28 protein-coding genes are annotated in these 26,294 nt (G+C 65.9%); 20 read left to right on the top strand and 8 right to left on the bottom strand.

Features of this window, described 5'->3' with window-relative positions; translation table 11 throughout:
* The first annotated feature begins 95 nt into the window (after nucleotides 1-95).
* The 8 genes from J8847_RS20855 to J8847_RS20890 are packed head-to-tail and all read left to right on the top strand — an operon-like array spanning nucleotide 96 to nucleotide 5,869.
* Complete coding sequence (locus tag J8847_RS20855) at nucleotides 96-1,271, top strand: flagellar hook-length control protein FliK (protein ID WP_211526628.1); 1,176 nt, start codon at nucleotides 96-98, stop codon at nucleotides 1,269-1,271.
* Nucleotides 1,272-1,275: 4 nt separating this feature from the next.
* On the top strand, nucleotides 1,276-1,740 hold the full coding sequence (locus J8847_RS20860) for a flagellar basal body-associated FliL family protein (RefSeq protein ID WP_211526629.1): 465 nt from the start codon (nucleotides 1,276-1,278) through the stop codon (nucleotides 1,738-1,740).
* Nucleotides 1,741-1,759: 19 nt separating this feature from the next.
* A complete protein-coding gene (locus tag J8847_RS20865; protein ID WP_373888787.1) occupies nucleotides 1,760-2,500 on the top strand; it encodes a FliA/WhiG family RNA polymerase sigma factor in 741 nt (246 codons plus the stop codon).
* A 35-nt stretch (nucleotides 2,501-2,535) separates the two neighbouring features.
* The gene (motA, locus tag J8847_RS20870; RefSeq protein WP_211526630.1) at nucleotides 2,536-3,447 is read left to right on the top strand and encodes a flagellar motor stator protein MotA; all 912 of its coding nucleotides are present in this window, start codon (nucleotides 2,536-2,538) and stop codon (nucleotides 3,445-3,447) included.
* Nucleotides 3,447-4,391, top strand: a complete 945-nt coding sequence (locus J8847_RS24540; protein ID WP_211526655.1) for a flagellar motor protein MotB — start codon at nucleotides 3,447-3,449, stop codon at nucleotides 4,389-4,391. Before motA ends, J8847_RS24540 begins: the two co-directional genes overlap by 1 nt.
* Before the next feature lie 3 nt (nucleotides 4,392-4,394).
* Nucleotides 4,395-4,691, top strand: a complete 297-nt coding sequence (gene flgM / locus J8847_RS20880; RefSeq protein ID WP_211526631.1) for a flagellar biosynthesis anti-sigma factor FlgM — start codon at nucleotides 4,395-4,397, stop codon at nucleotides 4,689-4,691.
* A 1-nt stretch (nucleotide 4,692) separates the two neighbouring features.
* A complete protein-coding gene (gene flgN / locus J8847_RS20885) occupies nucleotides 4,693-5,121 on the top strand; it encodes a flagellar export chaperone FlgN (RefSeq protein WP_211526632.1) in 429 nt (142 codons plus the stop codon).
* Entirely contained in the window at nucleotides 5,108-5,869 is a 762-nt protein-coding gene (locus tag J8847_RS20890) for a glycoside hydrolase family 73 protein (protein WP_211526633.1), read from the top strand. The genes flgN and J8847_RS20890 overlap by 14 nt, the downstream gene beginning before the upstream one ends.
* Here J8847_RS20890 and flgA read toward each other — a convergent pair.
* Nucleotides 5,856-6,398 carry a flagellar basal body P-ring formation chaperone FlgA gene (gene flgA / locus J8847_RS20895; protein WP_373999959.1) on the bottom strand — a complete coding sequence of 181 codons (543 nt, stop codon included), beginning with the start codon at nucleotides 6,396-6,398 and terminating at the stop codon, nucleotides 5,856-5,858. The two genes, J8847_RS20890 and flgA, sit on opposite strands and share 14 nt — an antisense overlap.
* Before the next feature lie 232 nt (nucleotides 6,399-6,630).
* Between flgA and flgB the strand changes: the two genes are divergently transcribed.
* The 12 genes from flgB to J8847_RS20955 all read left to right on the top strand — a co-directional run bounded on the left by flgB (nucleotide 6,631) and on the right by J8847_RS20955 (nucleotide 16,426).
* Nucleotides 6,631-6,990: a flagellar basal body rod protein FlgB gene (gene flgB / locus J8847_RS20900; protein WP_211526635.1), complete on the top strand. Its 360-nt coding sequence runs from the start codon at nucleotides 6,631-6,633 to the stop codon at nucleotides 6,988-6,990.
* Nucleotides 6,991-7,004: 14 nt separating this feature from the next.
* Nucleotides 7,005-7,409: a flagellar basal body rod protein FlgC gene (gene flgC, locus J8847_RS20905; protein WP_211526636.1), complete on the top strand. Its 405-nt coding sequence runs from the start codon at nucleotides 7,005-7,007 to the stop codon at nucleotides 7,407-7,409.
* Between the two features lie 2 nt (nucleotides 7,410-7,411).
* Entirely contained in the window at nucleotides 7,412-8,113 is a 702-nt protein-coding gene (locus tag J8847_RS20910) for a flagellar hook capping FlgD N-terminal domain-containing protein (protein WP_211526637.1), read from the top strand.
* Between the two features lie 23 nt (nucleotides 8,114-8,136).
* A complete protein-coding gene (locus J8847_RS20915) occupies nucleotides 8,137-9,327 on the top strand; it encodes a flagellar hook protein FlgE (RefSeq protein ID WP_211526638.1) in 1,191 nt (396 codons plus the stop codon).
* Between the two features lie 16 nt (nucleotides 9,328-9,343).
* A complete protein-coding gene (locus J8847_RS20920; protein ID WP_211526639.1) occupies nucleotides 9,344-10,069 on the top strand; it encodes a flagellar basal body rod protein FlgF in 726 nt (241 codons plus the stop codon).
* Between the two features lie 32 nt (nucleotides 10,070-10,101).
* A complete protein-coding gene (gene flgG, locus J8847_RS20925; protein WP_211526640.1) occupies nucleotides 10,102-10,887 on the top strand; it encodes a flagellar basal-body rod protein FlgG in 786 nt (261 codons plus the stop codon).
* Nucleotides 10,888-11,544: a flagellar basal body L-ring protein FlgH gene (gene flgH, locus J8847_RS20930; RefSeq protein WP_211526641.1), complete on the top strand. Its 657-nt coding sequence runs from the start codon at nucleotides 10,888-10,890 to the stop codon at nucleotides 11,542-11,544.
* 7 nt (nucleotides 11,545-11,551) lie between these two features.
* On the top strand, nucleotides 11,552-12,670 hold the full coding sequence (locus tag J8847_RS20935) for a flagellar basal body P-ring protein FlgI (RefSeq protein ID WP_211526642.1): 1,119 nt from the start codon (nucleotides 11,552-11,554) through the stop codon (nucleotides 12,668-12,670).
* Nucleotides 12,670-12,999 carry a rod-binding protein gene (locus J8847_RS20940; protein ID WP_211526643.1) on the top strand — a complete coding sequence of 110 codons (330 nt, stop codon included), beginning with the start codon at nucleotides 12,670-12,672 and terminating at the stop codon, nucleotides 12,997-12,999. The genes J8847_RS20935 and J8847_RS20940 overlap by 1 nt, the downstream gene beginning before the upstream one ends.
* A gap of 97 nt (nucleotides 13,000-13,096) precedes the next feature.
* Entirely contained in the window at nucleotides 13,097-14,470 is a 1,374-nt protein-coding gene (gene flgK / locus J8847_RS20945) for a flagellar hook-associated protein FlgK (RefSeq protein WP_211526644.1), read from the top strand.
* 10 nt (nucleotides 14,471-14,480) lie between these two features.
* Nucleotides 14,481-15,392 carry a flagellar hook-associated protein FlgL gene (gene flgL, locus J8847_RS20950; protein ID WP_211526645.1) on the top strand — a complete coding sequence of 304 codons (912 nt, stop codon included), beginning with the start codon at nucleotides 14,481-14,483 and terminating at the stop codon, nucleotides 15,390-15,392.
* Nucleotides 15,393-15,394: 2 nt separating this feature from the next.
* The gene (locus J8847_RS20955) at nucleotides 15,395-16,426 is read left to right on the top strand and encodes a hypothetical protein (RefSeq protein ID WP_211526646.1); all 1,032 of its coding nucleotides are present in this window, start codon (nucleotides 15,395-15,397) and stop codon (nucleotides 16,424-16,426) included.
* A 78-nt stretch (nucleotides 16,427-16,504) separates the two neighbouring features.
* On the opposite strand, the gene J8847_RS20960 is transcribed toward J8847_RS20955, so the two are convergent.
* The 7 genes from J8847_RS20960 to rimP all read right to left on the bottom strand — a co-directional run bounded on the left by J8847_RS20960 (nucleotide 16,505) and on the right by rimP (nucleotide 25,916).
* Nucleotides 16,505-17,032 (bottom strand): porin family protein, encoded by a 528-nt coding sequence (locus J8847_RS20960; RefSeq protein ID WP_211526647.1) that lies wholly within the window; start codon nucleotides 17,030-17,032, stop codon nucleotides 16,505-16,507.
* Nucleotides 17,033-17,285: 253 nt separating this feature from the next.
* A complete protein-coding gene (typA, locus tag J8847_RS20965; RefSeq protein WP_211526648.1) occupies nucleotides 17,286-19,124 on the bottom strand; it encodes a translational GTPase TypA in 1,839 nt (612 codons plus the stop codon).
* A gap of 207 nt (nucleotides 19,125-19,331) precedes the next feature.
* Nucleotides 19,332-20,258, bottom strand: a complete 927-nt coding sequence (gene truB, locus J8847_RS20970; protein WP_211526649.1) for a tRNA pseudouridine(55) synthase TruB — start codon at nucleotides 20,256-20,258, stop codon at nucleotides 19,332-19,334.
* Nucleotides 20,255-20,671, bottom strand: coding sequence for a 30S ribosome-binding factor RbfA (gene rbfA, locus J8847_RS20975; RefSeq protein ID WP_211526650.1), 417 nt, complete (start codon nucleotides 20,669-20,671; stop codon nucleotides 20,255-20,257). The genes truB and rbfA overlap by 4 nt, the downstream gene beginning before the upstream one ends.
* 301 nt (nucleotides 20,672-20,972) lie before the next feature.
* On the bottom strand, nucleotides 20,973-23,819 hold the full coding sequence (infB, locus tag J8847_RS20980) for a translation initiation factor IF-2 (protein WP_211526651.1): 2,847 nt from the start codon (nucleotides 23,817-23,819) through the stop codon (nucleotides 20,973-20,975).
* Between the two features lie 46 nt (nucleotides 23,820-23,865).
* On the bottom strand, nucleotides 23,866-25,431 hold the full coding sequence (gene nusA, locus J8847_RS20985) for a transcription termination factor NusA (RefSeq protein WP_211526652.1): 1,566 nt from the start codon (nucleotides 25,429-25,431) through the stop codon (nucleotides 23,866-23,868).
* Nucleotides 25,428-25,916, bottom strand: coding sequence for a ribosome maturation factor RimP (rimP, locus tag J8847_RS20990; RefSeq protein ID WP_211526653.1), 489 nt, complete (start codon nucleotides 25,914-25,916; stop codon nucleotides 25,428-25,430). Before rimP ends, nusA begins: the two co-directional genes overlap by 4 nt.
* Between the last annotated feature and the right edge of the window lie 378 nt (nucleotides 25,917-26,294).

A 26,294-nucleotide genomic window follows, 5' to 3' on the forward strand; every position in this document is an offset into this window, starting at 1 on the left:
CAGCTCCAGGCCCGCCTGGACGAGATGGCCGGCAACAAGGAAGGCTGGATGGCCTACACCCTCGCGGGCGAACCCGACACCGAACAAAACAACGCATGATGATTTCGATGAACAGCGCCCCGATGAACAGCGCCGCTATCCCCGCTGTGGCCGACGCCGCCGCCCCTGCCGGCCCTGCCGCCGGCGCGCCAGGCGCCCTGCCGGCCGATCCGGCGCAAGCCGCCCTGGCTTTCCAGCAATGGCTGGGCCTGGACCAGCTGGCGCTGCCGGCCGACGCCTTGCCGGTGCCGGACAGCGCCGCCGCCCGGCCCGACAGCGGTGACGACATCCCGGCCGAGGACGCGGCGCCTGCCGATGCCGCCGCCGCACCAGCCGACAATTTGCTGGCCGCGATGGCCCTGCCCATGATGCCGGCTTCGATGCCGGCGGCCATGCCGGCCATGATGATGGCGATGCCGGGTTCCCCGGCGCCCCAGCCGCAAGGCCAGGGCCGCCAGCCCGCCGCCACTGCGGTGCCCGCTGCGGCCCCGGCGCCGGTGCCGGGCATGGTGGCGCAGGACATCCTGCCGCAAGCCGCCATCCCGGCCGCGGCAGCGCCCCTGCCGGCAGCGGCCGCTGTACTCCCGGCCGCGCAAGCGCCTGCCCAGGCGAGCGGCCGCCCGGCCGACAGCGCAAGCGTTGCCGCCACCACGGCTGCCGCCGCGCCCCCAGCCTCGCGCGACGGCCAGGCCGGCGCGATGAGCCTCGACGGCGCCGCCGGCGCCGGTTTCGGTTTGAGCGCCGCGAGCGCCCCTGCCGCTCCGGCCCGTACTGAAGCGCCGGTGACCCTGGCCGGCCCGCCGGCCGCATGGCGCCAGTCGCTCCAGGAAGCCCTGGGCGAGCGCCTGCAGCTGCAGGTCGGCAAGCACGCCGAACAGGCGGTGATCCGCCTGGAGCCGCCAATGCTGGGCCGGATCGACATTTCGATCCGCCACGCCGCCGGCTCGCTCGAAGTGAATATCTCGGCCACCCACGGCGAAGTGCTGCGCCAGCTGAACGCGGTGAGCGACAACCTGCGCAACGACCTGGCCCAGCGCCAGAGCGGCGAGGTGTCGGTCAACGTCAGCCAGGCGCCGCGCGCCCAGCCCGGCGCGCAAGCCGGTTCGCAATTCGGCCAGGAGCCCCAGGGCCGCGGCCGCCAGCCGGGCCAGGAACAGGAGCGCACGCCGGGCCAGGGCCTGGCGGACGCCGGCAAACAAGACTCGCAGTTCTCCCTGAACGGACGTGCATAAGCCCATGAAAGCCAAACTGATTCTCGCATTCGCCGGCGTCGCGCTGGCAGCCGCCGCCGCCGCAGGCGGCGCCATGTGGTACCTGAACCCGGCCCCGCTCAAGGGCGGCGCCGAAGCCAAGGTCGAGCCCAAGCCGGAACCGGAAAAGAGCCTGACCAGGTATGTCACCCTCGACAAGGTGATCGTGATGCTGCGCCGCGCCCCGAACGAGCCGGCCGCCCACTACCTGTCGGTGGACCTGGTGCTGGCCACCACGCCGGAACTGGAAAAGGAAGCCAAGGAACACCTGCCGCTGCTGCGCAGCATCGTCGTGTCCAGCCTGTCCACCCGCACGCTGTCGGAAGCGTCGGCGATGTCGGTGGACCAGTATGCCGAGCAGCTGAACAAGACCTTCGACGCCAGCTATGCCAAGGAAAACCACCTGAAGCCGTTTTCCGAAGTCAGGATCGGCAAGCTGATCATTGAATAAGCATCCGCCCGGAGCCAACGTGGCCTATTCAGCCGAATACCTCGACCCCGCCGCCGCGGGCGACTACCAGGACGCCGCCAACGCCTGCGCCATGAGCCCGGCGGAGGAGCAGCGCCACCTGCTGGCCTATGCGCCGCTGGTCAAACGCATCGCACGCCAGCTGAACTCGCAGGCGTCGAGCGTGATGTCGCGCGAGGACATGGAACAGATCGGGCTCATGGGCCTGCTCGAAGCCCTGCGCCGCTACGGCGCGCCCGACACCGGCTTCGGCAGCTATGCCTCGCTGCGCGTGCGCGGCGCAATTCTGGACGAGCTGCGCCGCCAGGACTGGCGTCCGCGCACGGTGCGCCAGGACAGCCACAAGCTGCGCGACGGCCTGCGCGCCCTCACCCGCCGCCTCGGCCGCGAGCCGACCGAGAAGGAAGCGATGGAAGCGCTGGGCGTCGACGCCGCCGACTACCACCAGCACCTGCTGGACGAAGGCGCAGAAGAGATGCTGAGCTTCGACGAAGTGCTGCAGGAAGCCACCGAGCACGCGCACAGTTCGCCCGGCCCGGAAGAAGGCTTCCTGGTGCGCCGCAGCCTGGAGCAGGTGCTGGGCAGCCTCAACGAGAAAGAACAGCGCGTGATCCAGATGATCTACGAGTTCGAACTCAGCTACAAGGAAATCGCCGCCGTGCTCGACCTGTCGGACGCCCGCGTCTGCCAGCTCAACAAGAGTGCGCTGGCCAAGATGAAGGCGGCGCTGCAGCGCGCCTGAACACATAACCAAGAACGCCAGAAAGGCCAGACGTCATGCAGCAATTACTAGGAATCGCCATCGTGCTCGGGTGCGTGTTCGGGGGCTTTACCCTGATGGGCGGCACCTTCTCCGCCATCTTCCACCCGGTCGAACTCCTCATCATCGGCGGCGCCGCCTTCGGCGCCCTGGTGCTGGGCAATCCCAAGCACGTGCTGGGCGAGCTGGCCCACCAGCTCAAGAAAGTCGCCGCCCGCAAGAAGCACGACTCGGAGTTCCAGCGCCAGCTGCTGCTCCTGATGTACGAACTGCTGCAGACCGCCGCCGGCGGCCTGAAGGCCCTCGACGCCCACGTCGAGGCGCCCGCCGAGAGCCCGCTGTTCCAGCGCTACCCGCGCATCCTAGAAGAGCCGAAGCTGCTGGCTTTCATCGTCGACAACTTCCGCCTGATGGCGATGGGCAAGATCAACGCCCACGAACTGGAAGGCGTGCTGGAGCAGGAACTGGACGCCATTCACGAGGAGCTGACCCAGCCGGCCAAGTCGCTGCAGAAGATCGCCGAGGCGATGCCGGGCTTCGGCATCCTGGCCGCGGTGCTGGGCATCGTGATGGCCATGTTCTCGGTCTCGGGCGGCGCGGATTCCGGCGAGATCGCCGAGAAGATCGGCGCGGCCATGGTCGGCACCTTCATCGGCATCTTCTTCTGCTACGGCCTGCTCGAGCCGCTGGCCAACATGATGAAGCAGCTGGTCAATTCGGAAGCCTCGACCATGGAAACCGTCAAGGTGGTGCTGTGCACCCACGTGGCCGGCAAGCCGGCCCTGCTGGCGATCGACGCCGGCCGCCGCCTGATCCAGCTGAACACCAAGCCCAGCTTCGCCCAGCTCGAACAATGGATCAACGCCATGGGCGGCGAAGATGAATCGCAGAACAAGCGGCGCCGCACGAGCGACCGCATGACGGGGTAATCGTGGCTGCGCTCAAGAACGACAAGCACGAAGCCACCATCGTCAAGCGCGGCGGCGGCAAGCACGCGCACGACGAGCACGGCGGCGCCTGGAAGGTCGCCTTCGCCGACTTCTGCCTCGCATTGATGGCATTGTTTCTAGTGCTGTGGCTGATTGCCGCGCGAGAACAACAGAATCTCAAGAAAATCGTGCGCGACGCCACCGAGAGCGGTATGCTCGAAGGGCTTGGCCGGAAACCCGAGATCGCTTCCGAGCCGAGCGGCAGTCTGATCGAGCGTTTCGAATTGCCGATGACCGGCAAGAGCAACAGCGACGGACCGGGCGCCCCGAGCGCGCCGCGCGTGGCCTATGAATCCGCTTCCGACCTGGCGGCCTTGTCCAAGGCCCTGGGCGAACTGAGCGCCGAGGCCGGCCTGGCTTCCAACCTGGCCACCGTGGTGACGCCCTACGGCTTGCGGGTGATGCTGCACGACACCGACAAGCAGGGCATGTTCATGCGCGGCAGTGCGCTGCCGACCGGCCGTTTCGCCCGCCTGCTGCGCAAGATGGGTCCCCTGTTCGCCCAGATGAAGAACCAGATGCTGATCGTCGGCCATACCGATGCTTCCCGGTTTGCCGGTCCCGACAGCGGTGGCTACTCCAACTGGGCCTTGTCGACCGACCGTGCGCTGTCGGCCCGGGCCGAACTGCTGGGCGGTGGAATGCGCGCCGACAGCGTGCTGCAGGTGGTGGGCATGGCCGACCGCGGCCCGCTCGACGCCAGGGAACCGCTGGCCGGCGTGAACCGCCGCATCGAACTCCTGATCCTGACCAGCGCCCAGTCGCGCGCGGTGTCGTCGATGTTCGGCACCCCGGCCAAGTCGACCAGCCTGGGCGAGGACCTCTCCGTCAGCATGCCGGACGCGGAGACGCTGGAAGAACTGCGCAAGCAACTGCCGAAGTAAACCATGACGATCCAATCGAAAACCCGAGGTAACCGCATGAAAGTCACCGGCTCGTCCGTCACGACCGTCACGATGGGCACCCAGCGCGTCAGTGTTCCCATCGAGACCGAAGCGCCGGCCGCTCCCGGCGCCGCCCTGCAGTCGGAAGTGCTGAAGCCTGCCGCCGAAGCCATGAAAGCGATGCCGGACTTCGACGCCGCCCGCGTGGCCGAACTGCGCGACCAGCTGGCGCGCGGCGAGCTGCCTTTCGATCCGGCGCGCCTGGCCGGCCTGATCCAGAAATTCCACGGAGGCCGCTGAGATGGCGAAGCTGACCCGCCAGCAGGCCAACGCCCTGCTGCTCGACGGCGTGCACCTGGACGTGCAGGACGGCGCCGCGGTGCACGGCCTGCTGGAACGCCAGTTCGAAGCCGCCGTGCGCCATCGTACGGCCGAGCTGACTACGCTGGCGGAGCAGCTGACGCCCCTGCTCGACGCCATGGAAGCGCGCCGACAGCAGCGCGTGTCGCTGGTGCGCGCCCTGTTCGGGCCCGAAGGCGGCATGGACCAGTTCTTCGCCACCCTGGAAGCGGGCGCGCGCGCCCAGGCCCAGGCGGCCTGGCAAGAGCTGGAAACCATCGTCACCGCCTGCAAGCAAGCCACCACCCGCAACGCCAGCTTGCTGGCCGAGCAATATTCCGTGATGCAGCGCGTGCTGCATGGCGAGGAAGCCATTTATGCGCCCCGCTGATTTCCTGTCCACCCGCGTCGAGCCGCTGGCCCCGACCAGCGCCACCCGTCCGACCGCGCCCATGGGCGGCGCCGGCAGTGGCTTTGGCGCCATGTTCAGCGAGGTCCAGGGCGAAGTGGCCGCTTACATCCAGAACGGCGGCGGCAGTGACAGCGGCGCGAGCGCGCTGAGCGCCGAAGGCGCCCTGCTGCGTGCGCGCGCCAATGGCCTGATCATGGGGGCGGAAGAGTCGGGCGAGGTCGAAGGCGTCGTGCCGATGGGCGGCGCGGCCCTGGAATCGCCCCAGCAGCGTGCGTTTTTGGAAAGTATCGCCCCCTGGGCGCGCGAAGCGGCGGATCAGCTGGGCGTGGCGCCGGAACTGGTGTCGGCCCATGCCGCGCTGGAATCGGGCTGGGGCCAGCGTCCGCTGCGCACCGCCAATGGCGCCTCCAGCCACAACCTGTTCGGCATCAAGGCCGGCAACGGCTGGGACGGCGCGGTGACCGATTCCGCCACCACCGAGTATGTGAACGGCGCCGCGATCAAGACCCGCGAGCGTTTCCGCGCCTATCCGGACGGCGCCAGCGCCTTCCGCGACTATGCCCAGATGCTGATCGACAATCCGCGCTACCGCGGCGCGCTGGGCGTGGGCAACGATGCCCGCGCCTTCGCCCAGGGCCTGGCGCGCGGCGGCTATGCCACCGATCCCGCCTATGCGGCCAAGCTGACCCGCCTGGCCAGCAAGCTCCAGGGACTCAGCGGCGACTGACGGGAAGGTCGACCGGCTCGACCGTACCGGCGCCGCTGACGCGCATGCGCACCACCTGGCCGGAGGCCGCATTGCGCACCCTGACCACGGCGCCGCGGGCGCCGGCGTCGAGCGCCTCCCCCGCCATGCTGACTTCGATTTCCTCGTAACGCGCCACCATGATGACCTGGTCGCCGCGCTTGACCACGATCGGCGCCGTCAGCTGGCTGGCGCGCAGGATCTCGCCGGGGCGCAGGCTGCGCCGGGTGCTCTGGCCGAGGATCCGGGAAGTGTCGCCGACGGCGTCCGGGATATTGGTGATGTCGCGCTTCTCGAGCGTGATGTCGGCGTCGGTGAGGGGCTGGTTGGGACCGACCTGGGCGGCGGTGACCGCCACCTGGGCCGAGATGCGGGCGCGCACCACGAAATCGTGGCGCCAGCCCTTGCCTGCGGCACAGCGGGCGACGAAGCGCATGCGGGCCGGCTGGCGGGTATCGAGCGCCTCGACCTCGACCGGGCCGGCGCAGGGCGGCGCGGGACGGCTGCTCACCACCGACAGCTCGTAGTCGGGGTCGGCGAGGCCGTTGGCCGCGGCGAGCTTGTCTAATTGTATACGGGCAGCCTGCTCTATCTCACCAGTAATTGTTTGTGCATACACGGTTGTGGCGCACAAAAGACAGGTTACAATGATTAGGGTTGCCCTATGGAAAGCAATCATTAGAAAATGTGTCCTGCGAAAAATCACATTGTAAATCACTGCAGTATTCCGACGAAGGATCGCCATGACGATTAATTTCAAAGACGCCCTCGGGGTGCACGCCGACGCGCTGCAGCTGCGCGCGGAACGTACCCGCGTGCTGGCCTCGAACATCGCCAACGAAAGCACGCCCGGCTACACCGCGCGCGACATCGACTTCGCCCAGGCACTGCAGGAGCGCATCGACCAGGAAGCCGGCGAGCCGACCCTGTCGGAAGACGGTCCGCTGTACCGCGTGCCCTTCCACCCCAGCGCCGACGGCAACAGCGTCGAGATCGGCGTCGAGCAGGCCGCGTTTTCGCAGAACGCATCCGATTTCCAGACCAGCCTCACCTTCATCAACATGAAGCTGCGCGGCCTGGCCAAGGCCATCGACGGCCAATAAACAGGATACGCATCATGGGTTTCAAGGATATCTCCAACATCGCCGGTTCGGCCATGGCCGCCCAGACCGTGCGCCTTAACACGATCGCCAGCAACCTGGCCAACGCCAACGCCGTCGCCGGCTCCGAGACCGAGGCCTACCGTGCGCGCAAGCCGGTGTTCGCGGCCATCGTCGGCGAGGAAGGCGTGGCGCGCGTCCAGGTGCTGGACGTGGTGCAGTCGGCCGAGCCGCTGCGCAAGATGCACGAGCCGGACAATCCCCTGGCCGACGCCGACGGCAATGTGTTCTATGCCAACGTCAACGAAGTGGCCGAGATGGCGGACATGATGGCCGCCTCGCGCGCCTTCGAGACCAATGTCGAAGTGATGAGCCGCATCAAGTCGATGCAGGCCTCGCTGCTCAAGCTGGGCGAGAGCTGATCATGGCCACGACCACCAATACCACCAACGGCGCCAACGCCTTCGGGTTCAACAACAACACCCAGGCCAGCGACAAGGTCAAGACCAGCGTCGAGGTCAGCGAGAACAAGGACATGTTCACCAAGCTGCTGGTCGCGCAGATCCGCAACCAGGACCCGCTGGCCCCGTCCGATCCGAGCCAGTTCGTCAACCAGCTGTCGCAGCTGTCCCAGACCGAGGCCCTGCAGAACCTGGCCCAGACCACCAGCGCCAGCGCCAGCATGCTGCAAAGCCTGCAGACCCTGGCCATGGGCGGCCAGGTCGGTTCCGAGGTGTCGGTCTCGGCCAGCCGCGTGCGCCTGGGCGAAGACAAGATTTCCGGCAGCATCCAGCTGGGCGGGATCAGCAGCCTGAGCCACGTCGTCCTGACCGGCGTCGACGGCCAGCAGCACCGCATCGAACTGCCGGCCCACGCCAGCGGCGCGCAAGCCTTCACCATCGACCCGGTCGCGCTGGGCCTGGCGCCGGGCAACTACAGCATTTCGGCGGAAGCCTCGGACGGCACCAAGCCGGCCGTGGAGATCACCGGCCGCCTGGACAGCGTGCGCATGTCCGCGGGCGGCATCCTGCTGCAGGTGGCCGGCATCGGCGACGTCGATCCCGCGATGATCACTGGTTTCAAAGGCAAGCCGTCTGCCCAGGTGGCGGCACATTCCGACAACTAAGCGGACAACGAAAAGGATTCCCCATGAGCTTCAATATCGCCCTCTCCGGCATCCAGGCCATCAACGAGCAGCTGGAAGCGGTCTCCAACAACATCGCCAACGCCGGCACCTACGGCTTCAAGGCCAGCCGCGCCAACTTCTCGTCGGTCTACGCCGGCGAGCAGGCCAACGGCGTCGAGGTGTCCTCGCTGACCCAGAACATCGGCCAGAACGGCAGCCTGCAAACCACCGGCCGCGGCATGGACGCCGCGATCCAGGGCCGCGGCTTCTTCACCACCCGCGACGCCCAGGGCGTGATGAACTACACCCGCGTCGGCATCTTCGCAGCCGACAAGGAAGGCTTCCTGGTCGACGCCACCGGCAAGAAGGTCCAGGGCTACGGCAAGACCGTGGGCGGCGTGCTCGGCACCATGGGCGACGTCCAGATCCCGACCGGCCAGATCCCGGCCGTGGCCAGCACCGAAGTGTCCTACGTCGGCAACCTGTCGGCCGACTGGCAAGTCCCGACCGTGACCCCGTTCGACGCCACCAACCCGTCCAGCTACAACATGGTCAAGCAGTCGGTGGTGTTCGACTCGCTCGGCACCCAGCACACCGTGTCGCAGTACTTCGTCAAGGCCGCCGCGCCGGCCAACACCGTCAACGTGCACTACGCCTTCGACGGCGGCGCCCCGACCGGCACCACCAAGGCCCTGACCTTCAGCGCCACCGGCCAGCTGCCGGCCGGCACCACCCAGGCCCTGACCCTGACCCCGACCAACGGCGCCAACCCGATCGCCTTCGACATCGAATACGACGGCACCACCATGTTCGCCGGCGAAGCCACCACCACCACCAACCGCAGCGACGGCTATGCCTCGGGCAGCTTCGTGGGCGTGGAACTGGCCGAAGACGGCTCGGTCGTCGCCAAGTACAGCAACGAACAGCAGCAGGTGGTCGGCACCCTGGCGATCGCCACCTTCCCGGACGAAGGCGCGCTGGCCTCGATCAGCGACACCGCCTGGGTCGCCAACAATTCCTCCGGCGCGCCGCTGTACAGCACCCCGGGCGTGGGCCTGGCAGGCAAGCTGTCCAAGGGCACCCTGGAAGGCTCGAACGTGGACATCACCTCGGAACTGGTGGGCCTGATGACCTCGCAGCGTAACTACCAGGCGAACTCGAAGGTCATCACCGCCGAGAACCAGATGATGCAAGCCCTGATGCAGGCGCTGTAAGCGAGCAAAGAAGCGCATGGACAAACTGATCTTCACCGCCGTCAGCGGCGCCGAGCGTACGATGCGCGCCCAGCAGGTGCGCGCCAACAACCTCGCCAACGCCGACACGCCGGGCTTCCGCGCCAACATCGAGCTGGCTTCGCAGCTGGGCCTGAAAGGCGTCGGCTACGACGACGTGCACCTGTCCACGATGGAAGCGGACGCCGTCTCGACCCGCGCCGGCGCGGTGCGCGAGACCGGCCGCTCGCTCGACGTGGCCATCAACGGCAACGGCTACCTGGCCGTGCAGTGGGGCGAGGGCGAAGCCTATACCCGCGCCGGCGCCATCGACATCGACGCCAGCGGCGCGCTGTCGGTGCAGGGCCGTCCGCTGCTGGGCGAAGGCGGGCAGATCACCCTGCCCCCGCACACCGCGGTCGACATCGCCGTCGACGGCACGATCTCGGTGATGCCGGAAGGCGGCACCACGATGCAAGTGGTGGACCGCCTGCGCCTGGTGAGCGCGGAGGGGGCCGAACTGACCAAGAACGAGGCGGGCCTGATTGTCTCGCGCGGCGGCGACCCGCTGCCGGCCGACCCAAATGTCTCCGTGCGCGGCCGCGCGCTGGAAGGCAGCAACGTGTCGGCGGTCGAAGAGATGGTGGCGGTGATGAGCCTGAACCGTTCTTTCGAGATGCAGATGAAGCTGTTCAAGGCCAGCGACAGCATGAACGAAGCGGGTAACCGCCTCATCGGCGGCTAAGTCCGTCCTACTGAATAAATAAGGGAGCAAGCATGAATCCAGCAATGTGGATCAGCAAGACCGGCGTGCAGGCGCAAGACGCCAAGCTGCAGGCGATCGCCAACAACCTGGCGAACGTCAACACCGTCGGCTTCAAGCGCGACCGCGTCGTGTTCGAAGACCTGTTCTACCAGGTCGACTCGCAGCCGGGCGCCCAGAACGCCGACAACACCGTGTCGAACGGCGTGCAGCTCGGTAACGGCACCCGCGTGGTCGGCACCCAGAAGGTGTTCACCAACGGTAACCTGCAGACCACCAGCCAGCCGCTGGACGTCGCCATTTCCGGCGCCGGCTTCCTGCAGGTGCGCCGTCCGAACGGCGAGCCGGGCTACACCCGCGCCGGCCAGCTCCAGGTCGACGCCAACGGCACCCTGACCAACGCCCAGGGCCTGCCCCTGGTGCCGCAGATCACCGTGCCGGCCAACGCCACCGCCATCACCATCGGCGAAAACGGCATGGTCTCGGCCACCATCCCCGGCCAGGCCGCACCGACCGAACTCGGCCAGCTGACCCTGACCTCCTTCGTCAACCCGGCCGGCCTGCTGGCCCTGGGCGACAACCTGTTCCAGGAAACCGCGGCAAGCGGGACCCCGAACGAAGGCCGCCCGGGCGACGCCGCTTTCGGCAAGCTCAAGCAGGGCGCGCTGGAAGGCTCGAACGTCCAGGTGGTCGAAGAGATGGTCGACATGATCGCCGCCCAGCGCACCTACGAGATGAACACCAAGGTGCTGTCGGCGGCCGACAACATGCTGCAATACCTCGCAGGGGCTGCACGCTAAATGAAATACCTGACTGCGGCGCTGTGCGCCTTCTTGCTGGCCGGCTGCGCATCGCGCGCACCGGTCGCGGCGACGACGAACGACGACGACCTGGTGCCGATGCAGCGCATGGCGTCGCGTGGCGGCGTGTCCGGCGGCGTGTTCACGGGTGATGCCGTGCCGCTGACCTCGGACAGCCGCGCCTACCGCGTGGGCGACGCGGTCACTGTTATCTTGCAGGAAACCACCCAGGCGAGCAAGCGCGCCGGGACCAGCTTCTCCAAAGGCTCCTCGGTCGGCGTGAGCCCGCTCGGCGCCCTCGGCAAGACCTTCGGCAAGACCGGCATCGACATCGCCGCCGACCGCAGCTTCGAAGGCGACGCCACCAGCACCCAGCAGAACGCCCTGTCCGGCGCGCTGACCGTGATCGTGCAGGAAGTGCTGCCGAACGGCCTGCTGCGCGTGGCCGGCGAAAAGAACCTGACCCTGAACCAGGGCGAGGAATTCGTGCGCCTGAAAGGCTATGTGCGCGCCGCCGACATCGACGCCGACAACCAGGTGTCCTCGCTGCGCGTGGCCAACGCCCGCATCGCCTACTCGGCCAAGGGCGCGCTTGCCGACGCCAACACGCCGGGCTGGCTGACCCGTTTCTTCACCAGCCCCCTGATGCCTTTCTAAGGAAGCCATGATTCGCTTATTTAACGCAGGTCGCGTTGCAGGCATCATCGCGGCTCTTGCCTTCTCCGCAGCCCTCCCCGCACAAGGCGCGCAGGCGCTGCGCAACCTGGTCAGCGTCGAAGGCGTGCGCGAAAACCCGCTGGTCGGCTACGGCCTCGTGGTCGGCCTGAACGGCAGCGGCGACTCGACCCAGGTCAAGTACGCCAGCCAGTCCGTGGTCAACATGCTCAAGCAGTTCGGCGTCAAGCTGCCGGAAGGCGAAGACGCCAAGAACAAGAACGTGGCCGCCGTCATGGTCTCGGCCGTGTTCCCGCCGGGCTACCGCCGCGGCCAGGCGATCGACGTCACCGTCTCCTCGCTGGGCGACGCCAAGAGCCTGCGCGGCGGCACCCTGCTGCTGACCCAGCTGCGCGCGGCCGACAACGAAGTCTATGCGCTGGCCCAGGGCAACCTGGTGGTCGGCGGCCTGAACGCCACGGGAAAAAGCGGCTCGTCGGTCACCGTCAACACCCCGACCACCGGCCGCATCCCGAACGGCGCCATGATCGAGCGCGAGATCGCGACCGACTTCGCGACCCGCCCGCAGATCATGCTGCGCCTGCGCCAGCCGCATTTCGAGACCGCCACCAACGTGGTCGAGGCGATCAACAAGAAGTACGGCCCGATCGCCACCACCGCCGACGGCACCAGCGTGGAAGTCATCGCGCCGGAAAATCCGACCGAGCGCGTGGCCTTCATGGCCAAGCTGAACAATCTGCCGATCGATGCCGGCGTCGAAGTGCCGAAGGTCGTGTTCAACTCGCGCACCGGCACCGTGGTCATCGCCGACGGCCTGCGCGTGAAAGCCGCCGCCGTCACCCACGGCTCGCTCAAGGTGATCATTTCGGAAAGCTCGCGCGTGTCCCAGCCGGGCCCCTTGTCGCGCGGCCAGACCGCCGTGACCCCGGAATCCAAACTCTCCGTCGACCAGGGCTCGGGCCAGATGTTCCGCTGGCCGGCCGGCGCCAAGCTGCAGACCATCATCGACGTGGTCAACAGCCTGGGCGCCTCGCCCGACGACATCATGGCGATCCTGCAAGCCCTGGACCAGGCAGGCGCGATCGAAGGCGAACTGGTGGTGATCTGATGCGCATCGACGGACAACAGCCCATTCCCCTGAACGCGAAGGACGCGGCGCCGGTGGCGCCCGCCGCCGACCAGCCCGACCCGGCATATGTTGCCAAGGCAACCAAGGCCTCGGTCGAGTTCGAGCGCTTCTTCGTCTCCAACATGCTCAAGCAGATGCGCTCCTCGACCCGCGAAATGGCCGGCGAGGACAGCGTATTCAAGGACCGCGTCAACCAGGACATGCAGGACATGGCCGACGACCTGCTGGCCGGCCACCTCGCCGGACAGCGCGCCTTCGGCATCGCCGACGCCATCCTGCGCCAGCTGGTGCCCAACAAAAAAGCCTGAGCGCCCCGGGCCGGAAAAACTTCGGCTCCGCTCCACTTAATATCCGGCAGGAAACGGTCGCCTTACATGGTTAACTGCCTCCAGGACGAATAGCACCATGACGATCATCAATAACGCACTCTCTGGCGCGCTCGCCGCCCAGGTTGCCATTTCCGCCAGCAGCCAGAACATCGCGAACCTGCAGACCAAGGGTTATACGCGCCAGGGCGCGCTCCTGACCGCCGTCGGTCCGGACGCGAGCGGCCGTTCGGCGGGCAACGGGGTGCAGGTGAACTCCCTGCTGCGCTTCTCGGACAATTACAAGAGCCAGGCGATGTGGCGCGCGGCCTCGGAACAGGGCGTGTACTCGCAGAGCCAGCCCTACCTGACGCAGCTGGAGAGCGTCATGAGCGACGAGGACGCCAGCATTTCGGCCGGCATCGACAAATTCTTCCAGGCGCTGAACGCGGTCGCCGGCGATCCGGGCTCGACCCCGCTGCGCCAGCAGGTGCTGACCTCGGCCGGCCTGATGGCCGAGCGCTTCAACGGCCTGAACAACGTCTTCAACGCCCAGCTTAACTCCGTGCGCCAGCAGCGCAGCGCGATCGTCGATTCGGCCAACGCCCAGATCGCCACCATCGCGCGCCTGAACCAGCAGATCATCGAAACCCGCGCGACGGGCGCCTCGGTGTCGGCCCTGATCGACACCCGCGACCAGGCCATCGACGACCTGGCCGGCAAGATGGCCCTGGAAGTGCAGGACAATCCCGACGGCAGCCGCGACATCTCGCTCAAGTCCGGCCAGGCGCTGGTGCTGGGCAGCATGCACGGCAGCCTGAGCGCGGCCGCCACCGCCACCTCGCCCCAGGAATTCCGCCTCGAGTTCGCCGGCACCAGCTACGTGCTGGACGCCAACAAGATGGGCGGCCAGCTGGGCGGCCTGGCGCAGTACGAAACAAATACCCTGCTCAAGCTGCAGGCCGACACTGCGGAACTGGCGCAGCAAGTCGCCACCCGCATGAACACCCAGCTCGCGGCCGGCTTCAAGCCGAACGGCGCCGCCGGCACGCCGCTGCTGGTGTACACCCCGGGCAGCGGTTCCGATATGCTGAAGGTGGTCTCCGGATTCAAGGCCGAGGACCTGGCCTTTTCCGGCGATGGCCAGCCGGGCGATACCGGTAACCTGCAGAAGCTGGTGGCGATCAAGAACCAGTCGGTCACCCTGCCCAACCTGGGCACGATGCTGCTGAGCGACGCCGACACCCAGATCGTGGCCAAGCTGGCCGTGGACAGCCAGCTCAACAAGGCCGCGCTGAAGACCTCCTCGACCGTGCGCACCCAAGCGGTCGACGACTGGCAGTCGACCAGCGGCGTGAACCAGGACGAGGAAGCGGTCAACCTCGTGGAGTACCAGAACATGTATCAGGCGAACATGAAAGTGATTTCGGTCGCCAATGCGCTCTTCGACGCCACCCTGGCGATGATGGGTTAAAGGACAAGCCATGCGTATCGCGACTACCCAGTACCAATCGACGATGAACCAGTCGCTCCAGACGAACCAGGAGCGCATCTCTACCCTGACCCAGCAGATGGCCTCGGGCAAGCGCATCCTCGTACCCTCGGACGACCCGGTTTCGAGCGTGCGCGTGTCGCGCCTGAACCGCGAAGAAGCGACCGTCCAGCAATACCGCGACAACATCAACACGCTCAAGCTGCGCCTGACCAAGTCCGAAGGTTACCTGAGCAACATGACCAACGAGATGATCAGCGGCCGCGACCTGCTGGTCTGGGCCTCGGACGGCGGCAACGCACCGGACGACCTGAAGGCGATGATCAGCCCGCTGACCAGCCTGCGCGACAGCCTGTTCTTCAACGCCAACACCATCGACCAGGAAGGCAACTACCTGTTCTCCGGCACCGCCACCAAGACCGCGGCGATGAGCTTCGACGCCACCCAGCCGGCCGGTTCGCGCTATACCTTCACGGGCAACACCAACGCGCAGAACGTGGTGGTCGGCAACGGCATCACCCAGGCCTCGAACGAGAACCTGCAGGGCCTGGAGCAGCTGCTGAACCAGATCGACAAGACCATCGACACCCTGAACACGCCGGGCGCCTCGGCCAACGATCCCGCCACCCGCAGCGTCCTCACCGCCAACCTGAACGGCTTCGACACCGCGCTCAGGCTGGTCTCGGGCAAGGTCGCCACCATGGGCGGCGTGCAGAACGTGATCGCCAACCTGGACGCCAACCATTCCAACATCAGCCTGTCGAACAAGATGGCGATGACCGATATCGGCCAGCTCGACATGGGCGAGGCCGCGACCGAGCTGAACGGTTATTCGACCGCGCTCCAGGCCACCTACAAAGCGTATAGCCGTATCGGTACGATGTCCCTGTTCGCGGTCCTCTGATCATGGAAGCTACCCTGCGTCCGGCCAACAACCTGGCCCCAGCCAACAACACCAGCGCCACCTCCGGCAGCACCGGCGCCCAGAGCACCGCTGCGACCGGCCGCGCCACCGCGGTGCGTCCGGCGGATCCCGACAGCCGCCTGGTCACCCGCACCCCGGCCAGCCCGGCGCCGCTCAAGCGCGGCATCGACTGGAACCAGAACCTGCAAAGCGAAGTCGCGCGCGCGCAACAAGCGCTCGACTACCTGGAACGCGTGGCCAGCCAGCTGGAAGCGCTCAAGTCCGAGCTCTCGGCCAAGCTGTCCGGCCGCAGCAATCCGGCGCGCCAGATCGAAGCGCGCGCGCGCCAGCTCGGCAACACCCTGGATGCGCGCCGCAACCAGGGCGGCGGCGGCATCGACGCCGACCTCGACTTCAACGACGGCCAGCCGGCCGTGAAGCGCTTCCGCATCAAGGGCATGGACCTCGCCTCGCTGAAGGCCGGCGGCCCGCAGACCCTGGGCTTTTCGGTCGGCAGCGCCGGCGGTCCGCAGCTGGCCGCGAGCATCGAGCCGGGCATGACGCCGGAAGAGATCGCCCAGCGCCTGGACCGCGCCCTGTCGCCGGTCAAGGTCCGCGTCGGCCTGGACAACCAGGGTGAATTGATCTTCAGCACCAACGAGTCCGAGTGGAACGGGGTCAAGGACAGCATCGCCGTGACCGGCCGCGGCCGCGTCGACACGGTCGAGGAAGAACCCCTGCTGGCGCCCCAGGACTGGGAACTCGGCAATGCGGACGCCCTGCGCCAGAGCCTGCGCGAAGTGGTGCTGGCGCTGGCGCGTGTGCGCCGCTCGCAAGAGGCGGCCTCGGCCGCCCTGTCGGCGGCCATGGCGCGCACCTCGCAGCCGGAAGTCCCGAACGACGCCCTGGCCATGGTCTCGGGCGACTTCGCCGCCAGCGCCGCCGGCCACGACTATGCTTCGCTGCTGGCCATTACCTCGGCCCTGACCGGCGTCAACCGCGAAAGAGTGCAGGCCCTGCTCGGCCTGCGCTGATTTTCTCCCAATAAAAAAGCTCCCCCCGCGCTGGCGCGCGGCGGGAGCTTTTCATTGCTGGGGGTGGCGAACCGAAGCTTAGAAGCCGTAGTTCACGCCCACGCTCCAGACGTCGGCCTTGGCGCCGACATCCTTGTCCTTGCCATAACGCTCGTACTCGGCGACCAGGGCGGTGTTCTGGTTCAGCTTGTACTGCATGCCCACGCCGGCGTAGAGGCCGCTGTCCTTGTCCTTGAAGTTGCCCACGGTGGTGTTCAGCTTGCGCTCGCTGTGCTGCACGCCCAGCTTGCCGTAGGCCGACACTTGCTCGTTCACCGGCATGGTGTATTTGGCGGCGACGTAGGTGCCGTAGCCTTCGGTGCTGCCGTTGACGCCGGCGCGCTGGAAGTCGGTCTTGTGGAAGTTGGTCACGCCGGCTTCCACGCCCAGCTTCTCGTCGAAGTTGTAACCGGCGAACAGCTTGCCGTCGGCCTTGTGCGCGTCGACGGTCTGGTTCTTGGCGGTCACGGCCGAGGCGCCGACGTAGGCGCTGCCAGGGGTGTTCTGGGCTTGGGCGGCAGTCATGGCGGTGGCGCCGGCGATCAGGGCGATAATCAGCTTCTTCATAATATTTCCTTCCATTTGTATTGCAACTGTTGCGCAATTCACAGTAAATCGCGTTATGGTCAAGATAGCAGCTAGTTGCTTTTAGAACAGTCGCAAACTCGTAAGAACTGTAACAAAATGAAAGTAAGTGACTATTTAGTCAGATATGTACGTGAACTTACAGACCATTGACATACAGATGTGCGAAGTAGACGCTGCTAATGAAAAAGCCCGCTGCATGCAGCGGGCTTTTTGCTTCGCGAGCCTGGAAGGCTTATGCGCCTTCGCGGCTGGCCTTCTTGCGCTCGTGCTCTTTCAGGAAGCGCTTGCGCAGGCGGATCGATTTCGGCGTGATCTCGACCAGTTCGTCGTCCTCGATGAACTCGACGGCGTATTCCAGCGACATCTGGATCGGCGGCACCAGGCGCACGGCTTCGTCGGTACCCGACGAACGCACGTTGGTCAGCTGCTTGCCCTTGATCGGGTTGACGACCAGGTCGTTGTCGCGCGAGTGGATGCCGATGATCATGCCTTCGTAGACCGGGGTGTTGTGCTCGACGAACATGCGGCCGCGATCCTGCAGCTTCCAGATCGCGTAGGCAACGGCGGCGCCGTCGTCCTGCGAGATCAGCACGCCGTTGCGGCGGCCGGCAAGGTCGCCCTTGGTGTTGTCGACCGGTGCGTATTCGTGGAACACGTGGCTCATCAGGCCGGTGCCGCGGGTCAGGGTCATGAACTCGCCCTGGAAGCCGATCAGGCCACGGGCCGGGATCAGGTACTCGAGGCGGACACGGCCCTTGCCGTCCGATTCCATGTTCTGCAGGTCGCCACGGCGGCGGCCCAGTTCTTCCATCACCCCGCCCTGGTTCACTTCTTCCACGTCGACGGTCAGGTTCTCGTACGGCTCGCACTTGACGCCGTCGATCTCCTTGAACACCACGCGCGGACGGGACACGGCCAGCTCGAAGCCTTCGCGGCGCATGTTTTCCAGCAGAATGGTCAGGTGCAGCTCGCCACGGCCCGAGACTTCGAAGATGGTGTCGTCGTCGGTCGGCAGCACGCGCAGCGCCACGTTGGCCTTGAGTTCGCGCTCCAGGCGCTCACGCAGCTGGCGGCTGGTGACGAACTTGCCTTCGCGGCCGGCCAGCGGCGAGGTGTTGACCATGAAGTTCATGGTCAGGGTCGGCTCGTCGACGGTCAGCATCGGCAGCGCTTCCGGGGTGTCCACGGCGGTCACGGTCACGCCGATGCCGATGTCCTCGATACCGTTGATCAGCACGATGTCGCCGGCGACGGCTTCTTCCACCTGCACGCGCTCCAGGCCCTTGAAGTTCAGCACCTGGTTGATGCGGCCCTTGATCGGGTTCTTGTCGTCCTGGCCGTTCACGACCAGCACGTCCATGCCCGGCTTGACGCGGCCGCGGTTGATGCGGCCGATGCCGATCTTGCCCACGTAGGACGAGTAATCCAGCGAGGTGATCTGCATCTGCAGCGGGCCGTCCGGGTTGTCGTCACGCACCGGCACGTATTTCAGGATCGCGTCGAACAGCGGCTTCATGTCGCCGCCGCGCACGCTTTCGTCCATGCCGGCGTAGCCGTTCAGGCCCGAGGCGTAAACGATCGGGAAGTCCAGCTGCTCGTCGGTGGCGCCCAGCTTGTCGAACAGTTCGAAGGTCTGGTTGATCGCCCAGTCGGCGCGCGCGCCCGGACGGTCGATCTTGTTGACGACCACGATCGGCTTCAGGCCCAGGGCCAGCGCCTTGCGGGTCACGAAGCGGGTCTGCGGCATCGGGCCTTCCTGGGCGTCGACCAGCAGCAGCACCGAGTCCACCATCGACAGCACGCGCTCGACCTCGCCGCCGAAGTCGGCGTGGCCCGGGGTGTCGACGATGTTGATGTGGGTGCCTTCGTACTCGACCGCGCAATTCTTCGACAGAATCGTAATGCCGCGTTCCTTCTCGAGGTCGTTCGAGTCCATCACGCGGGTGTCGACCGCCTGGTTTTCACGGAAGGTGCCCGACTGACGCAGCAGCTGGTCCACGAGCGTGGTCTTGCCGTGGTCAACGTGGGCGATGATTGCGATATTACGAATCGCGCGTTTGGTGTTTGACATGTGTTCTCGAGAAGTTGCGTGTTGTACGAAAGTGTACGAGTGCTGCCGATTACTGAAACCGACTAGTATAGCACGGATCCAGGCTCTTCTAAATGGAGCGCCGGAAAAACCGTGGAATTTCAAGAGCTTGCCGGGCTGTCTATCCGTGTTGACAGACAGGGCCCGGCTCAGCATGGCCGCCCTTTGTGACGGCCTGATGACTTCGGTTTATGCCGCCTGGGCGGTGGAGATCAGGCGTTCCGGGGCCAGGATGGCGTATTCCCCCAGCTGCCCCGTGCCCAGCAGGCGGCCGTCGTGGTAGACGCGCACCCTGCCCTGCTCCTCCGGCACCGCGACCGCTTCCTTGCCCAGCGCCAGGCGCTGGCCCTGCAGGAAGCGCTTGGCCAGCTCGGGCGTGAGCTCGAGCGCCGGGAAAGTCGACAGCAGCGCATCGACCGGCTTCAGGAGCGACATCGGGTCCGGATGGGCCAGCAGGTCCTCGAGCGTGATCATGTCCTGGCCGGCCAGGCTGCCGACTTCCACGCGGCGCAGCGCGTTCAGGTGGGCGCCGCAGCCGAGCGCGGCGCCGATGTCTTCGCCCAGCACGCGCACATAGGTTCCCTTGCTGCAAGTCACCAGGATCTTCAGGAAAGGCGCCGTGTACTCGACCAGGGCCAGGCCGTGGATCGTCACCGGGCGCGCGTCGCGCTCCAGGGTGATGCCTTCGCGCGCGTACTCGTACAGCGCCTTGCCGTCGCGCTTGAGCGCGGAATACATGGGCGGCACTTGCAGGATGGGACCGCGGAAACGCGCCAGCACGGCCTCGATCTGCTCGACCGTGGCCTCCACCGGCAATTGCTCGACGACCTCGCCTTCGGTGTCGCCGGTGGTGGTCATGATGCCCAGGTGCACCGTCGCTTCATAAGTCTTGTCGGCTTCCAGCAAGTCCTGGGAGAACTTGGTGGCTTCGCCGAAGCACAGCGGCAGGAGGCCGGTGGCGAAGGGATCGAGCGTGCCGGTGTGGCCGGCCTTCTTGGCGTTGAGGACACGCTTGGCCTTGATCAGGGCGTCGTTGGACGACAGGCCGACCGGCTTGTCGAGCAGGAGGACGCCGTCGACCAGGTCGCGCGGCTTCTTGACGGGGCGGGAGTTCACTCTGCGTCCGCGTCTTCGTCGCGGTCCGCCGGTGCGGAATCGGCGGCGCGGGTGGCGTTGGCCTTCTCGATCAGCGCCGACATGGCCAGGCCGCGCGAGGTCGAGATGTCGTGCACGAAGTGCAGCTGCGGCAAGGTGTGGATGTGCAGGCGCTTGCCGAGCTGGTTGCGCAGGTAGCCGGCGGCCTTGCTCAGGCCTTCCAGGGTCTGCTTGACCTCTTCCGGGCTGTCCTTGAGCAGGGTGAAGTAGACCTTGGCGTGGGCGTAGTCGGGGGTCAGCTGGACTTCGCTCAGGGTGACCATGCCGACGCGCGGATCCTTCAGTTCGAAGGCGATCAGTTCCGACAGGTCCTTCTGGATCTGGTCGGCAACGCGCAGGCCGCGCGAGGGGATGCTTTTGCTGTGTTTTGCCATGATGTTGCTTGTGTGTGTTGTTCTTGTGGTGTTCTGCTGGAGCTGTAGAGCGCTTCTTCCTCACCCCGCAGCTTTAGCACGTCATCCCGGCGAAGGCCGGGATCCAAGTTTGCTCGCGTACCAATATGTTTGAAGCTAATGGCAGCGCAATGAGCTTGGGTTCCGGCCTTCGCCGGAACGACGGTCTCTGGGACGAAGGTGTACGCGTACGGCGGGAGCCTGGCGCCCTAAAAACAAGGGCCAGGCCCCCGCGGCATTCGCCGCGAAGCGCCCTGGCCCCATGGTACGCCAAGTGCGTAAATTACAGCGTACGCGCCACTTCCTGGACTTCGAACACTTCCAGGGTGTCGCCAACCTGGATGTCGTTGTAGTTCTTGAGCGACAGACCGCACTCGAGACCGGCGCGGACTTCCTTCGCGTCGTCCTTGAAGCGCTTGAGCGAGTCGATCTCGCCGGTCCACACGACGATGTTGTTGCGCAGCAGGCGGACCGAGGAGGTACGCTTGACCACGCCGTCGGTGACCAGGCAGCCCGCGATCGCGCCGACCTTCGACACCAGGATGACCTGGCGGATCTCGACCTGGCCGGTGACGTGCTCGCGCTTCTCCGGCGCCAGCATGCCCGACAGTGCCGTCTTGATCTCGTCGATCGCATCGTAAATGATGCTGTAGTAACGGATGTCGACGCCGTTGGCTTCGGCCAGCTTGCGCGCCTGGGCATCGGCACGGGCGTTGAAGCCGATGATGACCGCTTTCGAGGCCACCGCCAGGTTGACGTCCGACTCGCTGATGCCGCCGACCGCCGCGTGGACGATCTGGACGCGCACTTCCGAGGTCGACAGCTTCTGCAGCGAACCGACCAGCGCTTCCTGCGAACCCTGCACGTCGGTCTTGACGATCAGCGGCAGGTTCTTGACTTCGCCTTCGGCCATCTGGTCGAACATGTTCTCCAGCTTGGCGGCCTGCTGCTTGGCCAGTTTCACGTCGCGGAACTTACCTTGACGGAACAGGGCGATCTCGCGCGCCTTGCGCTCGTCCGCCATGACCATGGCTTCTTCGCCGGCGCTCGGCACTTCGGTCAGGCCCTGGATCTCGACCGGAATCGACGGACCCGCTTCCGAGACCGACTTGCCGTTCTCGTCCAGCATCGCACGGACGCGGCCGAAGGACGAACCCGCCAGCACGACGTCGCCGCGCTTCAGGGTGCCCGACTGCACCAGGATCGTCGCCACAGGACCGCGGCCCTTGTCGAGGCGGGCTTCGACCACCAGGCCGCGCGCCGGCGCTTCGACCGGTGCGGTCAGTTCCAGCACCTCGGCCTGCAGCAGCACTTGCTCCAGCAGGTCGTCGATACCCGTACCGACCTTCGCCGACACCGGGACGAACGGCGAATCGCCGCCGTATTCTTCCGGCACCACGCCTTCGGCCACCAGTTCCTGGGTGACGCGGTCGGGGTTGGCGCCCTGCTTGTCGATCTTGTTGATCGCCACCACCAGCGGCACGCCGGCCGCTTTCGCGTGGGCGATCGCTTCCTTGGTCTGTGGCATCACGCCGTCGTCCGCCGCCACCACCAGGATGACGATGTCGGTCGCTTTCGCGCCGCGGGCACGCATCGCCGTGAAGGCCTCGTGACCCGGGGTATCCAGGAAGGTGACCATGCCGCGCGGGGTGTCCACGTGGTAGGCGCCGATGTGCTGGGTAATGCCGCCGGCTTCGCCCGCGGCGACCTTGGCGCGGCGGATGTAGTCCAGCAGCGAGGTCTTGCCGTGGTCGACGTGGCCCATGACGGTCACGACCGGCGCACGCGGCTTGGCCTCGAACTCGGTGTGCTCGCCCTGGTCGGCCAGCAGCGCTTCCGGATCGTCCACGGCCGCGGCGAAGGCCTTGTGGCCCATTTCCTCGACCACGATCATCGCGGTTTCCTGGTCCAGCACCTGGTTAATGGTGCACATCTGGCCCAGCTTCATCAGCTGCTTGATGACTTCCGACGCCTTCACCGACATCTTGTGCGCCAGTTCGGCCACGGTGATGGTTTCAGGCACGTGCACGTCCTTCACGATCGCCTCGGTCGGCGCCTGGAAGTTCGATTCGCGGTCGTCGCCATGGCCACGGCGTCCGCCGCGGCCGCCACTGCGCCAGCCGTCGCGTCCACCGGCGCCCGCGCCGGCGCCGCCGCGCGTCTTCACGCTCGGGCCGCCGCGCTTCTTGGCGTCGTCCGACCAGGTCGACGACACATTGGCCGACTTGATCGATTTCTTGTCGCCCGGCTTCTTGTCGCCCGGCTTGGCTTCGGCCGGCTTCTTGTCCGCAGGCTTGTGCAGGGTGCCGGTCGCGGCCGGAGCAGCTGCCGGAGCAGCCGGCTTGACCGGTTCCGGCGCCTTGATCACGCGGCGCGGCTGGCTCATCATGAGCTTGATCTGGGCCACTTCGTCGGCCACGGCCTTGCGTGCGCGCTCGGTGGCGGCAGCGCGCTCGGCGGCTTCCTTGGCGGCCTCTTCGGCGCGCTTCTTGGCTTCGTCGGCGTCGCGCTTGGCTTTTTCGTCAGCTGCGGCGGAGTCCGCCTTGGCGGCGCCGGCGCTGGCCTGGGCTGCGGCAGCAGCGGCCTGGGCGGCGGCTTCACGCTTGGCCTGCTCGGCCGCTTCGCGCTTGGCCTGCTCTTCCGCAGCCTTGGCCTGGGCCGCCTCTTCGGCCTCCAGCTTGGCCAGGCGTTCCTGCTTCTCGCGCAGGTCGGCTTCCTGGCGCGCGATCAGCTCTTGCTGGCGGCGCGCCTCTTCCTCGCGACGAGCCTGCTCGGCGGCGTCGATCACCGGCTCGGCTGGCGCCGCCGGCTTGGTGGTGACCAGGTCGTCGCGCTGCACGAAGGTACGCTTCTTGCGCACTTCGACCTGGATGGTGCGCGATTTGCCCGACGCGTCAGCCTGCTTGATCTCGGTGGTTTCCTTGCGGGTGACCGTGATCTTTTTCTTTTCACCAGTTTCGCCCGCGCCATGGGTACGGCGCAGGTGGTTCAGCAGCTTGTCCTTATCATCTTTCGACAATGGATCTGACGTCGAACTTTTCTCGACGCCGGCCGAGCGCAGCTGCGTCAGCAGCAGGTCTGCAGGCATCTTCAGTTCGGTGGCAAATTGGGCTACGTTGTTACTCGCCATTCAGTCCTCTTTTCTTTGTGTCGCTGAGATGATAAAGATTTGCAAATTATGCCTTGGCCGTTTCTGCCAGGCTCCAGGCCTTCGCCTGCAGCGCCTTGGCGCGGTCATCATATTTGCTGTCGACCAGCTTCATCTCGTCGTCGGTCACATCATTGAATTCGTTGTTGATCAGGTCACGGGCACGGTCCGACGACAGCGCCAGGATGGCGCCGAATTCGTCATAGGCGAGTGCCGCGAAGGCTTCGACCGTCTTGATGCCAGCCAGGCCGAGCTTGCCGGCGGTGGTGCGGTCCATGCCTTCCAGGTTGACCAGGGCTTCTTCCATGCCCTCGAGGCCTTCCTCGGAAGCGATCGCTTCGGTCACCAGCGCATCGCGGGCGCGAGTACGCAGTTCGTTGACGGTATCTTCGTCGAACGATTCGATTTCCAGCATTTCGGAGATCGGGACGTAAGCGATTTCTTCAAGGCTCGAGAAGCCCTCTTCCACCAGGATGTCGGCCACTTCCTGGTCGACGTCCAGCTTTTCCATGAACAGCACGCGGATCGCGGCGGTTTCCTGGGCCACCTTGTTGGCCGATTCCTCGGCCGTCATGATGTTGATCTTCCAGCCGGTCAGCTCGGAGGCCAGGCGCACGTTCTGGCCCGAACGGCCGATCGCGATCGCCAGGTTTTCTTCGTCGACCACCACGTCCATGGCGTGCTTTTCTTCGTCGACCATGATCGACGAAACGTTCGCCGGCGCCAGCGCGCCGATGACGAACTGGGCCGGATCGTCCGACCACAGCACGATGTCCACGCGCTCGCCGCCCAGTTCGCCGGTCACGGCCTGCACGCGCGAACCGCGCATGCCGACGCAGGTGCCGATCGGGTCGATGCGCTTGTCGGCAGTGTAGACCGCGATCTTGGCGCGGACACCCGCGTCACGTGCGGCCGATTTGATCTGCAGCAGGCCTTGTTCGATTTCCGGCACTTCCAGCTCGAACAGCTTCATGATGAATTCCGGCGCGGTGCGCGACAGGATCACCTGCGGGCCGCGCATATTGCGGTCCACGCGCAGGATGTAGGCGCGGACGCGGTCGCCGATGCGCAGGTTTTCCTTCGGGATCATCTGGTCGCGCGGCAGGCGCGCCTCGATCTTGCCGGACTCGACGATGGCATCGCCGCGCTCCATGCGCTTGATGGTGCCGGTCACGAGCGAGTCGCCGCGCTCCAGGAAGTCTTGCAGGATCTGTTCGCGCTCGGCGTCGCGCACGCGCTGCAGGACGACCTGCTTGGTGTCCTGGGCGAAGCGGCGGCCGAACTCGACCGACTCGATCGGTTCTTCGATGTATTCGTCGACTTCGATGTCCGGAATCTGTTCCTTGGCTTCGAAGTGCAGGATTTCCTGGTCGGGCAGCTGCAGGCCGGCTTCGTCGGGAACGACGTGCCAGCGGCGGAAAGTCTCGAATTCGCCGGTGTCGCGGTCGATCGACACGCGAATGTCGACGTCGCCTTCGTAGCGTTTTTTCGTGGCTTGCGCCAATGCGAACTCAAGCGCTCCGAAAACGACTTCCTTGTCGACGTTCTTTTCGCGCGCGAGCGCATCCACCAGTAACAAAATTTCGCGACTCATGCTTTGCGACTCCTAAAATCCACCTGCGGCACCAGACGTGCCTTGTCCAATTCGGCCAGCGTAAATTCCAACAACGCCGAACCATCTTTATTTTCAAATTCCAAACCGACCTTGTCGCCTTCGACGCCGCGCAGGATGCCCGTGAAGGTCTTGCGATTGGCGGTGCCGGGCATCGGAGTGCGCAGCTTGACCGTGCATTCATGTCCCGCGAAGCGCGCAAAGTCGGCCAGCGTACGCACCGGGCGATCGAGGCCCGGCGACGAAATTTCCAAACGTTCGTAATCGACGTTCTCGACGGTGAGCACGTGCGACAACTGGTGGCTGACCGTGGCGCAGTCCTCGACCGTGATCGGGCCCTTCTCTTCCACGACGTCAGCCGGAAAATCGATATACACGCGCAGGATCCCGCGCTCGCCCCGTTCCACGTCAACGAGTTCGTAGCCGAGGCCACTGACTGTCTTGGCGATTAATTCAAACTGCTGCACGGCACTTCTCCAGGGCTTTAAAACGATTTACCAAAAAAAAAATGGGCATCTGCCCATCTTTTTGTATTCACAACCCAACCAGATGAAAGCACTTGCACCAAGAACATAAATGGGAAGAACTTTGATTAGGGAGCAAATTATAACGCTTTCCAGCTTCTCTCGCAATCGCCCCTGCCAAAATGATCAGCAAGTGAGCAGCTATACAACAGTTGGCAGGGTGACCACAGTGGGCAGATCGCATTCTACGGCGTTTGCGCTTCGAATGCTCGGCGCGCGCAGTTTATTTGCGCGCGCCAAGACCGAAAAGCTCAGCCGCGGCGGCCGCGGCGCGGCAGGCCGTGCTCCGAGCCGCGCGGGCCTTGGCCGCCACGGCGCCCG

The sequence above is a fragment of the Massilia sp. AB1 genome (assembly GCF_018119385.1).
Taxonomy (GTDB): Bacteria; Pseudomonadota; Gammaproteobacteria; order Burkholderiales; family Burkholderiaceae_D; genus Telluria.